Origin of the sequence: Catenuloplanes atrovinosus (assembly GCF_031458235.1) — a bacterium.
Classification (GTDB): Bacteria; Actinomycetota; Actinomycetes; order Mycobacteriales; family Micromonosporaceae; genus Catenuloplanes; species Catenuloplanes atrovinosus.
The window spans coordinates 639,332-654,245 of sequence record NZ_JAVDYB010000001.1 but is presented as its reverse complement, the minus strand read 5'-3'; the positions used below and the strand labels follow the sequence as shown (position 1 = coordinate 654,245).

The window sequence follows — 14,914 nt, the reverse complement described above, 5'->3', positions numbered from 1 at the left end:
TCACGCCCTCCGCAGGTGGTCGGCGAACCAGGCCGCGGCCGCGGCGGAGACCTGCTCCAGCGCGCCCTCCTCCTCGAACAGGTGGCCGGCGCCGGGAATCATCAGCAGGTCGGAGAGCGTGGTGAGCTGCGCGCGGGCGTCGCGGTTGAGCGCCATCACGTCCGGGTCGTGCTCGCCCACGATCAGCAGCGTCGGCGCTGCCACCTGCACCAGCGCGGGGCCGGCCAGGTCGGGGCGCCCGCCGCGGGAGACCACCGCGCGGACCGCGTCCCGGCGGGCGGCCGCGGCCACCAGCGCCGCCGCGGCGCCGGTGCTGGCGCCGAAGAGCCCGATCACCGGCGGTACGTTCGGCTCGTGGTTGCCCTGGTAGGGCTGCCCGTGCCGCCAGTCCTGCGCGCCGATCCAGTCGATCACGCCGATCAGCCGGTCCGCGAGCATCCCGATGTCGAAGCGCAGCCGCCGGGTGTGCTCGTCCTCGATCGTCTCGTCGCGGGTGAGCAGGTCGGGCAGGATCGTGCCGAGCCGGTGCCGGTGCAGGTGCTCCGCGACGACCGTGTTGCGCGGGCTGTGCCGGGAGCTGCCGCTGCCGTGCGCGAACAGCACCACGCCGAGCGCCTCGGCGGGCATCACGAGGTCGGCGTCGAGGCGCACCCCGGCGGCGTCGATTCCGGTGGCGAGCGTGTGCAGTCCCATCGCCGACTCCCCTCTGACCAGCGGATACAACGGCGTACCCGTGGGTGGGGGCGATAAACGCTAGAGGCCGTAGGTGCGGCCGATGATGTCGCGCTGGATCTCGCTGGTGCCGCCGTAGACCGTGGAGACGAGCGCGGCGCGGACGTGGCGTTCCATGTCGAATTCGGTGGCGTACCCGTACCCGCCCATCATCTGCATGCCGTCGAGCGCCACCCGGCGGGCCACCTCGGTGGCCTTGAGCTTGACCATGGAGGCCTGGCGGGGCAGCACGCGCGCGGGGTCGGCGTCGACCAGGCGCGCGGTGCGGTGCACGAGCAGCCGGGTGCACTCGATCTCGACGGCCAGGTCCGCGATCCGGTGGCGCAGCGCCTGGAAGCTGCCGATCGGGCGGCCGAACTGGCGCCGCTCCCGCACGTAGCCGAGCACGTCGTCGAACGCGCGGCGGGCGATGCCGAGCATGACCGCGCCGAGGATGAGCCTCTCCACGTTGAGGCCGGCCATGAGCTGCTTCCACGCGGCGCCGGGCGTGCCGACCACGGCGTCCGCCGGCACCCGGCACCCGGTGAACCACAGGTCGTTGACCTCGCGGCCGCCCATCGTGTCGATGCCGCTGATCCGCAGGCCGGGCGCGTCCGCCGGGACCAGGAACATGGTCAGTCCGTCGTGGTCGCCCGGCGCGCCGTCGGTGCGCGCGACCAGCAGGATCGCGTCCGCGAAGTGGGCGTTGGAGCACCAGGTCTTCTGGCCGTCGATCACCCAGCCGTCGCCGTCCGGCGTCGCGCGGCAGGCCAGCGCGGCCACGTCGGAGCCGGCGTCCGGCTCGGACATGGAGATCGCGTAGGTGCGTCCGCGCCGCATGCCCTCCGCGATCAGCGCGCGCTGCGCGTCACCGCCGAAGCGCTCGACGGCGCCGGCGACGATCAGCGAAGTGGTGTAGCCGCCGATCGGCAGCAGCCCGTACGCCGTCTCCTCCAGGAACACGCACGCGTCGGCCATGCCGCCGGCGCCGAGCCAGCCGAGGCGGGCCAGCTTCTCGTACAGCTCCTGGTTGTGGCCGTGCCGGCCGTGGCCGGTCAGCTCGTCGCGGCGGGCGCGCGTGCCGGCCTCGCGGCGGCAGAGGTCGCGGATCGCCTCCGCGAACGCGCGCTGCTCATCGGTCAGCTCGACAAGATCGATGTCCATCGTGCGTCCTCCGCCTCCGAACAGGGCATTGACAGCGACCGTAACATATCAAATATCAAATCCGGCGGTACGTTTCCCTGCTGGGAGAGGCATGTCAGGACCAGATGCCGAGGTCGTCCAGGTGCTTGACCAGCCGGTCGGCGCCGTCCGTGAAGTGACGCGTCATGACCGTGCGCGCCGCCGCCGCGTCCCGAGCGGCGAACGCGGCCAGCAGCGCCTCGTGGTCCTCGCGCATCCCGGCCCGCCAGCCCGCGTCCGCGGAGTAGAAGCGCGCCGGCGTGTACCGCGTGGCCGTGTGCAGGAACCAGCTCAGCTTGCGCGCCTCCGCGATCCGGTTCACCGCGCGGTGGAAGTCGAACTCCAGCGTCTCGACCTCGCCGGCCGCGCGCGTGCGGGCCAGCGCCCGGTCCAGCAGGCTCAGCTGCGCGAGCTGCGCGTCGGTGATCCGGGCGGCGACGCGCGCGGCCAGTTCGCCCGCGATGTCGCCCTGCAACTGGAACACGTCGCGGATGTCCTGCCGGGACAGCGGCGCCACCACGTAACCGCGGCGCGGCTCCAGCTCCACCATGTCCTCGCCGCGCAGGTGGAGCAGCGCCTCCCGGACCGGCGTGATGCTGACGCCGAGCTGCGAGGCGACCTCCTCCAGCCGGATCCGGTCGCCCGGGCGCAGCTCGCCGGACATGATCCGGGCACGCAGCGCGGCCGCCACCTCGTCGGCAAGCTGCGGTCGCATGGCGACGACAATATCAAATATCACGATATAAGAAGATCGTGGTGAGCGGGCCGTTGCACGGGCTCCGGGTGGTGGAGCTGGCCGGGATCGGGCCGGCGCCGTTCGCGGCCATGCTGCTGGCCGACCTGGGCGCGGACGTGGTGCGCGTGGACCGGCCCGGCCCCGGCTCGCCGCTGACCGTCGACCCGGCCCGCGACCTGCTCAACCGCGGCAAACGCTCGGTGCTCGCGGACCTGAAGACGCCGGAGGGCGTGGAGCGGGTACTGTCGCTGGCCGCCCGCGCGGACGTGCTGATCGAGGGCTGGCGGCCCGGCGTCGCGGAACGGCTCGGCGTCGGCCCGGAGCCGGCGCTGGCCCGCAACCCGCGCCTGGTCTACGGCCGGATGACCGGGTGGGGGCAGGACGGTCCGCTGGCGCGCACGGCCGGGCACGACATCGGATACCTGGCGCTGTCCGGCGCGCTGCACGCGATCGGCCGGGCCGGCGGTCCCCCACAGGTGCCGGTCAACCTGCTCGGCGACTTCGCGGGCGGCTCGCTCTACCTGGTCGTCGGCGTGCTCGCCGCGCTGCGCTCCGGCCGGGGCCAGGTGGTGGACGCGGCCATCGTGGACGGTGCGGCGCACCTCACCACGATGCTGTCCGGGCTGCTCGCGGCCGGCGCGTGGCGGGACGAGCGCGGCGTGAACCTGCTGGACACCGGCGCGCCGTTCTACGACGTGTACGAGACCGCGGACGGCCGGCACGTGGCGGTGGGCGCGCTGGAGCCGCGGTTCTTCGCGGAGTTCGCCCGGCTGCTCGGCATCACCCCGGCCGGCGACCACGCGCAGCTGCGGGAGCGGATCGGGCGCGCGTTCGCCGGCCGTACCCGGGATGAATGGGTGAAGATCTTCGCGGGCAGCGACGCGTGCGTGGCGCCGGTGCTGTCGCTCGGCGAGGCGCCGCACGACCCGCACCTGGTGGCCCGCGGCACGTTCACGCAACGGGACGGCGTGGTGCAGCCGGCGCCGGCGCCCCGGTTCTCCGGCACGCCGGCCGCGCTCGGACGGCCACCGGCGCTGCCCGGACAGCACACGGACGAGGTGCTCGCCGAATGGGAGGCGGGATCGTGACCCGGGAGATCTTCACCGAGGAGCAGCGCGTCGTCGACCGCTGCCTCCCATTGCACGGCGGTTACGGATACATGCGCGAATACCCGATCGCCCGGGCGTTCCTCGATTCGCGCGTTCACACCGACTACGGCGGTACGACCGAGATCATGAAGGAGGTCATCGGCCGTTCGCTCGGATTGTGAGGATGCCCCCATGCGCGACCGTCACCGCTGGCTGAGGCGGATCGAGCGGCTCGATCCGGTCCGGGACCACGCGGAGATCTACCGCATCTCCGCCGGTCTGGAATTCCCCTGGGACTACACGCGGGCGCTGGAGTTCGCGCTGTTCCGCACGTACTGCGTACCGTCCATCTCCGCACTCCTGGCCGCCACCGGCGAATTCCGTGCCCGCCCGCAGCAACGCTACGACGACACCGCCCTGCTGATGGCCGAGATCGCCGCCCACGGCTACGATTCCCCGCGCGGCCGCTCCGCGCTCCGGGTCGTCAATCGCGCCCACGCCCATTACGCCATCTCCAACGACGACATGCTCTACGTACTGTCGACGTTCATCTACGACCCGATAGCGTGGGTGGACCGGTACGGCTGGCGGCCGTTGCACGCGCACGAGAGGCTGGCCGCTTTTCATTACTACCGCGAGGTCGGCGCCCGGATGGGCATCCGTGACATCCCCGATTCGTTCGCGCACTTCGAGGACTTCAAGCAGCGGTACGAGCAGAGCCGTTTCGCCTTCGCACCCAGCAATCGCGAGGTCGGCGACTACACGGTCGCGCTGTTCGCCGCGTGGTTCCCGCGATTCCTCCGCCCCGCCGCCCGCGCCGGCGTCCGCAGCATGCTCACCCCCGCGATACTCCACGCCTTCGGGATGCGCCCCGCGCCGCCCGGGGTGGGCGCCGTGCTGCGGGCGGGGCTGCGGGCGCGGGCGATCGCGCTGCGGTGGCTCTTCCCGCCACGGACACGGTCGGCGCTGGCGGTGATGCCGCGGAACCGGTCGTACCCGGGCTATCCGTCGGGATACCACCCGGAAATGCTGGGCGCACCGCCACCGGGTCCCGACATCCCGGCCCACTGCCTTCGGAATCCCGGCCACCGGCGTGCCGAGCACACGGCCCCGCCCAGCCGTGTACCACCGCCGGATCTCGCATCGCATCCGGCGCCGGATCTGCCGTCGCAGCATCCCGCACCGAACCCGGCGACGCACCCGCCATCGCATCCAGCGGCGGACCCGGCGACCAACCCGCCGTCGCATCCGGCGACGAACCCGCCGTCGCATCCCGCGCCGGACCCGGCGACGCATACGCCATCGCATCCCACGCCGGACCCGGCGACGAACCCGCCGTCGCATCCCACGGCGGACCCGGCGACGCATACGCCATCGCATCCCACGCCGGACCCGGCGACCAACCCGCCGTCGCATCCCGCGCCGGACCCGGCGACCAACCCGCCGTCGCATCCCGCGCCGGACCCGGCGACGCATACGCCATCGCATCCCACGGCGGACGCAGCGCCGGATCCGCCATCGCATCCCACGCCGGACCCGGCGACCAACTCGCCGTCGCAGCATCCCGCACCGGACCCGGCGACGCATACGCCATCGCATCCAGCGGCGGACCCGGCGACCAACCCGCCGTCGCATCCCGCGGCGGGCCCGGCGCAGGACCTCGGGTCGATTCCGGCGTCGCATCCTGCGGCGGATCCGGCGTCGTCCGCGGATCGCGCTTCCGATGAGGGCTTCCACCGCCCGGAGGTGCGTGATGCCTCACCATCCCGCCGCCACGGCGCCTAGCAGGCAGGAGGCGGGCATAGCATCACGTCATGGGCACTGATCCCCATCGCTCCGCTTCCTCCCCCGCCTCTTCTTCCAGCGTCACGCCCTCTCCGGCCACCGCGTTTCCTTCCGGTGCCCTGGCTTCGGCCGGTGGAGACATGGCCACGGGTGTCGGCGCCGCTGGAAGCGTCACCGATCCGCGCGACGGCGACGGCGGGTCGGTGGTGGTGACGGTCGAGATGCCGGCCGGTGTCCGCGTCGGCCACTGGACCGGGGACGGCACCGGTGTCACCGTCGTACTGCCGCCGCCCGGAACGACCGCCTCCGGGGAGGTGCGCGGCGGCGCCCCGGCGACCCGGGAGTTCGACCTGCTCGCACCGGAACGGATGGTGGATCGGGTAGACGCGGTGGTCCTGTCCGGCGGCTCCGCGTTCGGCCTGGCCGCGGGCGACGGCGTGATGCGCGCGCTGCGCGACAGGGGCGAGGGCTTCGCCACCGCCTACGGCCCGGTCCCCATCGTGGTCGGCATGTCGATCTTCGACGCTTCCGTGGCCACGACCCCGCCGGACGCCGCGTCCGGCCGCGCCGCGCTCCTCGACGCGCTGTCCGCTCCCGTCGACGTGCTCCGGACGGGACGCGTCGGTGCCGGAACCGGTGCCACCACCGGCCGCTGGCGCGGCCGTCAGGACCCCGGCGGCTTCGGCGTCGCCTCCGCCCGCGACAGCAGCGGCGCCATCGTCACCGCTTTCGCCGTCGTCAACGCCCTCGGCTCAATCATCACCCCCGACGGCCGTCACCTGGCCCCCTCCGACGATCCCCACCCGCTCACCCCGCCGAACGGCTCGACGAGCAGCGGCACATCGACACCGAACGGCTCCACCCCGCCCGCACCGAGCGGCGTGACCGGCACCAGCACGCCTACACCGAGCCCCCTAACCGGCAACAACACGCCCGCGCCGACCGACGCGACCGGCACCAGCGCACCCACCCCGAGCACCCTGACCCGCAACACGCCCGCACCGACCGACGCGACCGGCACCAGCGCACCCACCCCGAGCGACTCGACCGGCAACGGCGATACCGCACCGAGCGGCTCGGCCGGTGGCGACGCCGCGGCACAGATTGCCGCTCCTTCCAACGGCACGACGTCGCCGACCGCGGCGCCCGGCGACGGACCGGTGTGGCCGTTCGGCGGGACGGCGCGGGAGAACACGACCATCGTCGTGGTCGCGACGGATGCGGCGCTGACCAAGACCGAGTGCCTGCTGCTCGCGCAGAGTGGCCACGACGGCATGGCGCGTGCGCTGCATCCGTCTCACACCCGCTTCGACGGCGATGCCGTGGTGGCGCTCGCCACCGGCACCACGCCGGCCACCGGGGAGCACGGACTCGACACGATCCGCGCGACCGCGATCGACGTCGTCGCCGCCGCGATCCGGAACGCAGCCGTCTAGCCGCTCCTCGGACAAAGTACGCGGGCGCGGATACGGTTGCGGTATCTCCGGGGAGGGCCGAGGGCCGGCGCGCGGAGACAGCGGAGAGCAACGCCAGAGGGAGGCGACGGCATGCCGGCGGAAGCACGAGCCCCGCGGCGCGGATCGGTGGTCTGGCGGTACTTCGGCGACGCGCGGAACATGCTGCTCGGGCCGCCGCTGCTGGTGCTGCAGACGGCGCACCCGGTGGTCGGCGCGGGCGTGTTGCAGCACTCGAACTATCGCGAGGAGCCGTGGCAGCGCCTGGTCCGCACCTACCTGTCGCTCTCCACCGTGATCTACGGCGGGCAGCGCGGCGCCGAGCGGGAGAGCGCGCGCCTGCGGCGGCTGCACGAGACGATCAAGGGCGTCGACGACCAGGGCCGGCGCTATCACGCGCTCAACCCGGAGGCGTACCTGTGGGTGCACGCCACGCTGGTCCAGGGCGCGGTGGACGCGCATCGGATCTTCGGCCGACCCCTCACCGACGCGCAGATCGCGGAGTACTACGCGGACATGCGCCAGGTCGGCCTGCTGCTCGGCCTGCGTGAGCACCACCTGCCCGCGGACTGGGCCAGCTTCCGCGCCTACTACGACGAGCGCGTGCTGAACCGGCTGGAGGACAACCAGGCGGTGTGGGACGTGATCGACAGCGTCCGCCACCTGAAGAAGCCGCTCCGCGTGATCCCGGACGTCGTGTGGCGCCCGGTCGGCGGCGCGGCCGGGCGGCTGGCCCACCTGGTCACGGTCGGCGCGCTGCCCGAGGTGATGCGCGACCGGCTCGGCCTCACCTGGTCCCCGGAGCAGGAGCGGCGGCTGCGCCGTCTCGCCCGGGTGGTCCGCGCGACGATGGCCGTGGTGCCCCGGCCGCTGCGGATCGCGGGTGGGGTCGGCGCGGCGCGTGTGACGACGGCGCTGGCCGACCGCGAAGAACGCAAGCGGCGCACGGAGCGACAGCAGCAGACGGAGAAGGACGACCGCCAGCCGGCAAGCGCACACGCCGGCTGACGGCGGTCGCATCGCGCGGTCAGACGCCGGACGGCGTGTCATAGAGCGCGTCGATCGCGGTGGCGTGGCGGTCGGTGACGACCCGTCGGCGGAGCTTGAGCGTCGGGGTGAGCTCGCCGGTCTCCGGCGTCCAGGTCGACGGCATGATGCGGAACGCTTTGACCTGCTCCGGCCGGGAGAGCTTCGCGTTCGCCGCGTCGACCGCGGCCGCGATCTCCGCGTGCATCCGCGGCTCGGCGGCGAGCCCGGCGATCGATGTGTCGGGGAGCCCTTTCGATCGGGCCCACATCGGGGCGATCTCCTCGTCCAGCACGATCAACGCGGTCACGTACGGCCGGCGGTCGCCGATCGCCACCGCCTGCCCGATCAGCGGGTGCACGCGCAGCAGCGACTCGATCCGCGCGGGCGACATGTTCTTCCCGCCGGAGCTGATGATCAGCTCCTTCTTGCGGTCCGTGATGGTCAGGAAGCCGTCGTCGTCGAGCACGCCGACGTCGCCGGTGGGCAGCCAGCCGTCCGCGTCGGTGACCGACTCGACTCCGCCGCCCGCCGCCAGATAGCCGGCACAGACCAGCGGCCCGCGGACCAGGATCTCGCCGTCGTCCGCGATGCGCAGCTCCATGCCCGGGTTGACCCGGCCCACGCTGCCGACCCGGAACGCCTGCGGCGTGTTGATGGTGCAGGTGCCGGTGGTCTCGGTCATGCCCCAGACCTCGAACACGTCGATGCCGATGCCCGCCAGGTAGACCAGTGTGGACACCGGGATCGGCGCGGCACCGCTGCCCGCCCAGATCAGGTTGTCGAGCCCGAGCCGGGCCCGGAGCGGGCGCAGCACGGACTCGTCGAGCGCGGCGACCCGGGCCGCGAGCTCCGGCGGGACCGGCGCACCGGCCGCGCGCAGCCGATGGCTCTCCCGGGCGGCCTCACCGGCCGCCTCGAACGCGGCGCGCACCCGGCGGTCGGCGGCGGAGATCTGCGCCTGCACGCCGGCCGCGATCTTCTCCCAGACGCGGGGCACGCCGAAGAACGAGATCGGCCGGACCGCGGCCAGCCCGGCGACCAGCTGTTTCTGGTCGGGACAGACATGCACGTGCCCGGCGCGGTAGAGCGGGTAGTAGATGCCGAGGATGCGCTCCGCGATGTGCGCGAGCGGCAGGTAGGCCAGCGACGCCGGGTGGTCCGGCGTGGTGATCGTGTCCTCGATCAGCACGCACTGGTACATCACGTTGTGGTGGGTGAGCAGGACGCCCTTGGGGTCGCCGGTGGTGCCGGACGTGTAGAGCATGGTGAGCGGCGCCTCGGGCGACACCTCACGCGCGCGCTCGCCGAACGCCTCCGGGTCGGCCCGGTGCGCGGCCGCGCCGGCGGACTCCAGGTCGGCGAGCGTGACGACGCGGCCGTCGGCGGAGGACGGGCCGGCCACGGTCACCACGTGCCGGATCGTCGGCACCTCGGCCAGGATCGGCGCCCAGCGGGCCAGCTCCGCGTCGCCCTCCAGCACCACGATCTCGGCGCCGCTGTGCCGGGCGAGGTAGTCGATCTGATCAGGGCTGAGCGTGGCATAGATCGTGGAGGGAATCGCACCGAGATGGACGGCGGCAAGGTCGATGATCCAGTGCTCGGGCCGGCTCGACATGTTGATCAGCATGCGGTCGCCGGCGGCGAGGCCGAGCGCCTCGAGGCCCCGCGCGGCGTGGGCGACCCGGTCGCGCAGCGCCGACCAGGTGAGCGTCTCCTGCGCGCCGAGGGCGGTCAGCGCGGGCAGGTCGGCGAACTCGGTGGCGTTGCGGTGCAGCAGCCGTGGGACGGTCAGGCCGCGCGCGGTCTGGGCGCAGCGCGCGGCGCGGTCAGTGGCAGGGGGAACGGTGGACGGCATGACGGTGGCCTCCTTCGGCGCCGCGCCGCGTGGGAGGCGCTGCGGGCGGGGGTGCGTCGCTCATGCCGAGACTGTAAACGGCGGTTAACTTCGGCGGGAAGAGATTCCGCTCAATCGGTCACGATGTCGCCGCCAAGCCTCGCGAACCGGGATTAACTCACGCGGCCATAATCAACATCGCGAGCCGGACCAGATGCGCGTCCATCCCAGTCCGCCGGTCGAACCGGACCCATCGGCTCAGATCGGTCACCAGGTTGAGCGCGGCGTGCACCAGCACCCGCGCCTCCGGCACCGGCAGGTCCGGCCGGACCCCGGTCAGCAGCCGCACCCACTCCTCCACGTGCAGCCGCTGCACCTTGCGCAGCTCATGGCGGTCGCCGCCGGGCAGGTTGCTGTTCTCCGCCAGGTAGACCGAGACCAGGTCGCTGCGCTCGAACGTCAGCTCCACGTAGGACTCGGCCATCCGGCGCAGCGCGTCGCGCGCGTCGGCGGCGCCGTCCAGCGCGACCGCGGTCGCCTCCGCCACGCGCTCCGACGCGCGGTAGAACGCGGCGGCCAGGATGTCCGCCTTGCCGGGGAAAACCCGGTAGAGGCTTGATGCGTTGATGCCCACGCCGAGCGCGATGTCGTTCATCCCGACCGCGTGGTAGCCGTGCCGGTGGAACAGCCGGATGGCCTCCGCGAGGATCAGCTCCCGGCGCGCTCCCGGCCGTACCCCCGAAAGATCTTGATCTGGTCTGGGCTTCCTGGTCAGCGGCCGGGGCACCGGCGCCTCGCCGTGCAGCACGGCGAGGCCGACGCGGTGCAGGATCTGCTCGGCCCGGCCGCGCGCGATCGCGGCACGATGCGTCGAGAGGCTGCCGAAGACGCTGAACATCGCCCGGACCAGCGCCGACGCGGCACGCTTGTCAAGATCTTCTCTAACCGCCAGCAACGGTACGACGAAGCGGCCCATCAGTTCGTCCAGCCGCTCCGCGAACTCGGCGACGTGCACCGGCTCCAGATAGCGCCACTCCCACTGGTAGAGGCCGCCGACCCGGCGCCCCTCGACCGCGACCCTGGCCAACGCCGCGAGCAGCGCGTCCAGCCGGGCGGCCGGATCGGCGTCGTCCGCGTCCACCGCCTCCAGCGCGCGCTCGATCAGCCGGCGCGTCGCGTACACCAGGATCGCGTATTTGCCCTGGAAGTGCCGGTAGACCGCGGGACCGCTGATGCCGACCGCGGCCGCGATCTGGTCGATGCCGACGCCGTGGTAACCGTGCGCGCAGAACAGCTCGGCCGCGACCAGGGCGATCTGGTCCTTGCGGTTCTTCGGCCGCCGCCGTGGCGGTTCGATCGTCTCTGCGCTGCGCACCGGCGGAAGCATACCGCTGGTGAGAGCGTGTTCGCACCGGAGAATTGTTGAAGTCCTTGACAGAGAGCGGAAACGGGGTGGAAAGTTAACGCCGGTTCGCAGACACGGGAGGCTCCGATGGGTGGCGCGCAGCGAAACGCCGAGGCGTTCATCTACGACGCGGTGCGCACGCCGCGCGGCCGCGGCAAGCGGACCGGCGCGCTGCACGGGGTCAAGCCGATCTCCCTGGTGGTCGGGCTGATCCACGAGCTGCGCCGGCGCTTCCCCGGCGTCGATCCGGAGCGGATCGACGACGTGGTGCTCGGCATCGTCTCCCCACTCGGCGATCAGGGCTCCGACCTGGCCAAGACCGCGGCGATCGCGGCCGGCCTGCCACCGGTCGTGGCCGGCGTGCAGGTCAATCGGTTCTGCGGCTCCGGTCTCGAGGCGGTGAACATCGCGGCGCAGAAGGTCCGCTCCGGCTGGGAGGACCTGGTGCTGGCCGGCGGCGTGGAGTCGATGTCGCGCGTCCCGATGGGGTCGGACGGCGGCGCCTGGGCGCTCGACCCGGAGACGAACCTGACGACCGACTTCATCCCGCAGGGCATCAGCGCCGACCTGATCGCCACACTCGACGGCTTCTCCCGGGAGGATGTGGACCGGTTCGCGGTGCGCTCGCAGCACAGGGCGGCCCAGGCCTGGGCGGAGGGGCGCAACGCGCGCAGCGTGGTGCCGGTGCGCGACCGCAACGGGCTGCTCATCCTCGATCGCGACGAGCACATCCGGCCGGACTCCACGCTCGAGGGCCTGGGCGCGCTGACGCCGTCGTTCGCGCAGATCGGCGAGCAGGGCGGGTTCGACGCGGTGGCCCTGCAGAAATACCACTGGGTCGAGCGGATCGAGCACGTGCATCACGCCGGCAACTCGTCCGGCATCGTGGACGGCGCCGCGCTGGTGCTGGTGGGGTCCGAGGCCGCGGGCGAGGCGGCGAGCATGGCCCCGCGGGCGCGGATCGTCTCGGCGGCGCTGAGCGGCGCAGATCCGACCATCATGCTGACCGGTCCGGCCCCGGCCTCCAGGAAGGCGCTTGATCGCGCCGGCCTCACCGTCGACGACCTCGATCTGGTCGAGATCAACGAGGCGTTCGCGGCCGTGGTCCTGCACTACATCGACGACATGAAGCTCGACCCGGAGATCGTCAACGTCAACGGCGGGGCGATCGCCATGGGACACCCGCTCGGCGCGACCGGCGCGATGCTGCTCGGCACGCTCATCGACGAGCTGGAGCGGCGCGGCGGCCGATACGGCCTGGTGACGCTCTGCATCGGCGGCGGCATGGGCATCGCCACGGTCGTCGAGCGGCTCTGACCGGCGCACGCACACGGAGGATTCGCACATGACGTCGACGATCCGCTGGGACCGCGAGGACGACGGCATCGTCGTGCTGACGCTGGACGATCCCGCGCGCGCCGCCAACACCATGACCGCGGCGTATGTGCGGAGCATGGCGGAGACCGTCACCCGGCTGGAGGCGGAGCGCGACTCCATCACCGGCGTGGTGTTCGTGTCCGCGAAGAAGTCGTTCTTCGCCGGCGGCGACCTCGACCAGCTCCGCACGCCCGGGCCGGACCAGGCAGCGGCCTCCTTCGCCGGCGCCGCGGCGGTGAAGGCGCAGTTCCGCCGGCTGGAGACGCTGGGCCGTCCGGTGGTCGCCGCGCTCAACGGCTCCGCGCTCGGCGGCGGACTGGAGCTGGCGCTCGCCTGCCACCACCGGATCGCGGTCGACGACCCGCGGCTGGAGGTCGGCTTCCCCGAGGTGACGCTCGGCCTGCTGCCCGGCGCCGGCGGCGTGGTGCGCACCGTGCGCCTGCTGGGCCTGGTCACCGCGCTCACCCAGGTGCTGCTGCGCGGCCAGCGGCACCGCGCGGCCGCCGCCCGCGACCTGGGGCTGATCTCCGCGCTCGTGCCGTCCGCCGACGACCTGCTGCCCGCGGCCCGCGAGTGGATCCGCGCCAACCCGGGCGCGGCCCAGCCGTGGGACGTCAAGGGCTACAAGATCCCCGGGGGTACGCCGTCGACCCCGTCGCTGGCCGCGATGCTCCCCGCGTTCCCGGCCACGCTGCGCAAGGAGCTGAAGAACGCGCCGTACCCGGCACCCCGCAACATCCTCGCGGCCGCGGTCGAGGGAGCCCAGGTCGACGTCGACACCGCGTTCGTGATCGAGAACCGTTACTTCGTGGAGCTGGTCACCGGCCAGATCGCGAAGAACATGATCCAGGCGTTCTTCTTCGACCTGAACGCGGCGAACGCGCGCGACATCGGCGACGTCCCGCCGTTCACCCGGGTCGGCGTGATCGGCGCCGGCATGATGGGCGCCGCCATCGCGTACGTGTGCGCCAAGGCCGGGCTCGACGTGGTGCTCAAGGACGTCTCCGTCGAGGCCGCCGCGCGCGGACTCGGCTACTCCCAGCGGCTGGTGGCGAAGGCGGTCGCCAAGGGCCGGCTCACCGAGTCCGCCGGCACCGAGCTGCTGTCCCGCATCTCGCCCGCGAACGACCCGGCCGCCCTGTCCGGAGTGGACGTGGTGATCGAGGCCGTGTTCGAGGACCCGGCGCTCAAGCACAAGGTCTTCGCCGAGATCGAGGAACTGGTCGCGCCGGACGCGCTGCTCTGCTCCAACACGTCGACGCTGCCGATCACGATGCTGGCCGAGGGCGTGCGCCGCCAGGCCGACTTCGTCGGGTTGCACTTCTTCTCCCCCGTCGACAAGATGCCGCTGGTCGAGGTGATCCGCGGCGAGCGCACCAGCGACGCCACCGTGCGGCGCGCACTCGCGGTGGTCCGCCGGCTGCGCAAGACACCGATCGTGGTCAACGACAGCCGTGGCTTCTTCACCAGCCGCGTGATCGGCACGTTCACCAACGAGGGCGTCGCCATGCTCGCCGAGGGCGTGCCCGCGCCGTCCATCGAGCAGGCCAGCAGCCAGGCCGGCTACCCCGCGCCGGTGCTGCAGCTGATGGACGAGCTGACGCTCACGCTGCCGCAGCGGATCCGCAAGGAGACCGCCGCCGCCGTGGTCGCCGCCGGCGGCACCTGGACCCCGCACCCCGCCGACGCGGTCATCGACCGTCTCATCGAGGCCGGCCGCACCGGCCGCTCCGGCGGCGCGGGCTTCTACGAGTACGAGAACGGCACGCGCACCCGCCTCTGGCCCGGCCTGGCGTCCATGGCGAACCCCGCCGTCACGATCCCGTTCGACGACCTGAAGGAACGCCTCCTCTTCATCGAGGCGATCGAGTCGGTGAAGTGCCTGGACGAGGGGGTTCTCACCGACGTCTCCGACGCCAACATCGGCTCCATCCTCGGCATCGGCTACCCCGGCTGGACCGGCGGCGTCCTCCAGTACATCAACCAGTACGCGGGCGGCCTCCCCGGCTTCATCGCCCGGTCGCGGCAACTGGCCGACCGCTACGGCGAGCGCTTCACTCCCCCACGCCTCCTCCTCGAGAAGGCCGATCGAGGGGAGCGCTTCGAGTAACACCCACCTCACCGCCGGTCCCGCCGGGCCGGGGTCCGCCGGGCCGTGGGACCGCCGGGACCGCGAGGGCCGTGGGACCGCCGGGACCGCGAGGGCCGTGGGACCGCGGGGACCGCAGGGATCGCGGGGACCGCAGGGACCGCGAGGACCGCCGGAACCGCGAGGACCGCGGGGACCGCCGGGACCGCGGGGACCGCGGGGAC

12 protein-coding genes are annotated in these 14,914 nt (G+C 72.9%); 7 read left to right on the top strand and 5 right to left on the bottom strand.

Going from position 1 to position 14,914, the window contains the following annotated elements:
• From J2S41_RS02930 to J2S41_RS02920, 3 genes are all read right to left on the bottom strand, one after another.
• On the bottom strand, positions 1-693 hold the full coding sequence (locus tag J2S41_RS02930; protein WP_310362693.1) for a dienelactone hydrolase family protein: 693 nt from the start codon (positions 691-693) through the stop codon (positions 1-3).
• A gap of 60 nt (positions 694-753) precedes the next feature.
• Positions 754-1,875, bottom strand: a complete 1,122-nt coding sequence (locus J2S41_RS02925; RefSeq protein ID WP_310362691.1) for an acyl-CoA dehydrogenase family protein — start codon at positions 1,873-1,875, stop codon at positions 754-756.
• A gap of 94 nt (positions 1,876-1,969) precedes the next feature.
• Entirely contained in the window at positions 1,970-2,608 is a 639-nt protein-coding gene (locus J2S41_RS02920) for a GntR family transcriptional regulator (protein ID WP_310362689.1), read from the bottom strand.
• A 35-nt stretch (positions 2,609-2,643) separates the two neighbouring features.
• Between J2S41_RS02920 and J2S41_RS02915 the strand changes: the two genes are divergently transcribed.
• From J2S41_RS02915 to J2S41_RS02895, 5 genes are all read left to right on the top strand, one after another.
• A complete protein-coding gene (locus J2S41_RS02915; RefSeq protein WP_310376253.1) occupies positions 2,644-3,717 on the top strand; it encodes a CaiB/BaiF CoA transferase family protein in 1,074 nt (357 codons plus the stop codon).
• Complete coding sequence (locus J2S41_RS02910) at positions 3,714-3,899, top strand: acyl-CoA dehydrogenase family protein (RefSeq protein ID WP_445343916.1); 186 nt, start codon at positions 3,714-3,716, stop codon at positions 3,897-3,899. The genes J2S41_RS02915 and J2S41_RS02910 overlap by 4 nt, the downstream gene beginning before the upstream one ends.
• A gap of 10 nt (positions 3,900-3,909) precedes the next feature.
• A complete protein-coding gene (locus J2S41_RS02905; RefSeq protein ID WP_310362688.1) occupies positions 3,910-5,502 on the top strand; it encodes an oxygenase MpaB family protein in 1,593 nt (530 codons plus the stop codon).
• Positions 5,503-5,642: 140 nt separating this feature from the next.
• The gene (locus J2S41_RS02900) at positions 5,643-6,938 is read left to right on the top strand and encodes a P1 family peptidase (RefSeq protein ID WP_310362685.1); all 1,296 of its coding nucleotides are present in this window, start codon (positions 5,643-5,645) and stop codon (positions 6,936-6,938) included.
• 111 nt (positions 6,939-7,049) lie between these two features.
• Positions 7,050-7,964 carry an oxygenase MpaB family protein gene (locus J2S41_RS02895; RefSeq protein WP_310362683.1) on the top strand — a complete coding sequence of 305 codons (915 nt, stop codon included), beginning with the start codon at positions 7,050-7,052 and terminating at the stop codon, positions 7,962-7,964.
• A 19-nt stretch (positions 7,965-7,983) separates the two neighbouring features.
• Here the strand turns inward: J2S41_RS02895 and J2S41_RS02890 are convergent, their stop codons facing one another.
• Entirely contained in the window at positions 7,984-9,840 is a 1,857-nt protein-coding gene (locus J2S41_RS02890) for an AMP-dependent synthetase/ligase (protein ID WP_310362682.1), read from the bottom strand.
• A 157-nt stretch (positions 9,841-9,997) separates the two neighbouring features.
• A complete protein-coding gene (locus J2S41_RS02885; RefSeq protein ID WP_310362680.1) occupies positions 9,998-11,194 on the bottom strand; it encodes a TetR/AcrR family transcriptional regulator in 1,197 nt (398 codons plus the stop codon).
• Positions 11,195-11,311: 117 nt separating this feature from the next.
• Here J2S41_RS02885 and J2S41_RS02880 point away from each other — a divergent pair, with 117 nt between their 5' ends.
• Entirely contained in the window at positions 11,312-12,541 is a 1,230-nt protein-coding gene (locus J2S41_RS02880) for an acetyl-CoA C-acetyltransferase (RefSeq protein ID WP_310362678.1), read from the top strand.
• A gap of 28 nt (positions 12,542-12,569) precedes the next feature.
• Entirely contained in the window at positions 12,570-14,711 is a 2,142-nt protein-coding gene (locus J2S41_RS02875; RefSeq protein WP_310362675.1) for a 3-hydroxyacyl-CoA dehydrogenase NAD-binding domain-containing protein, read from the top strand.
• Positions 14,712-14,914 lie beyond the last annotated feature (203 nt).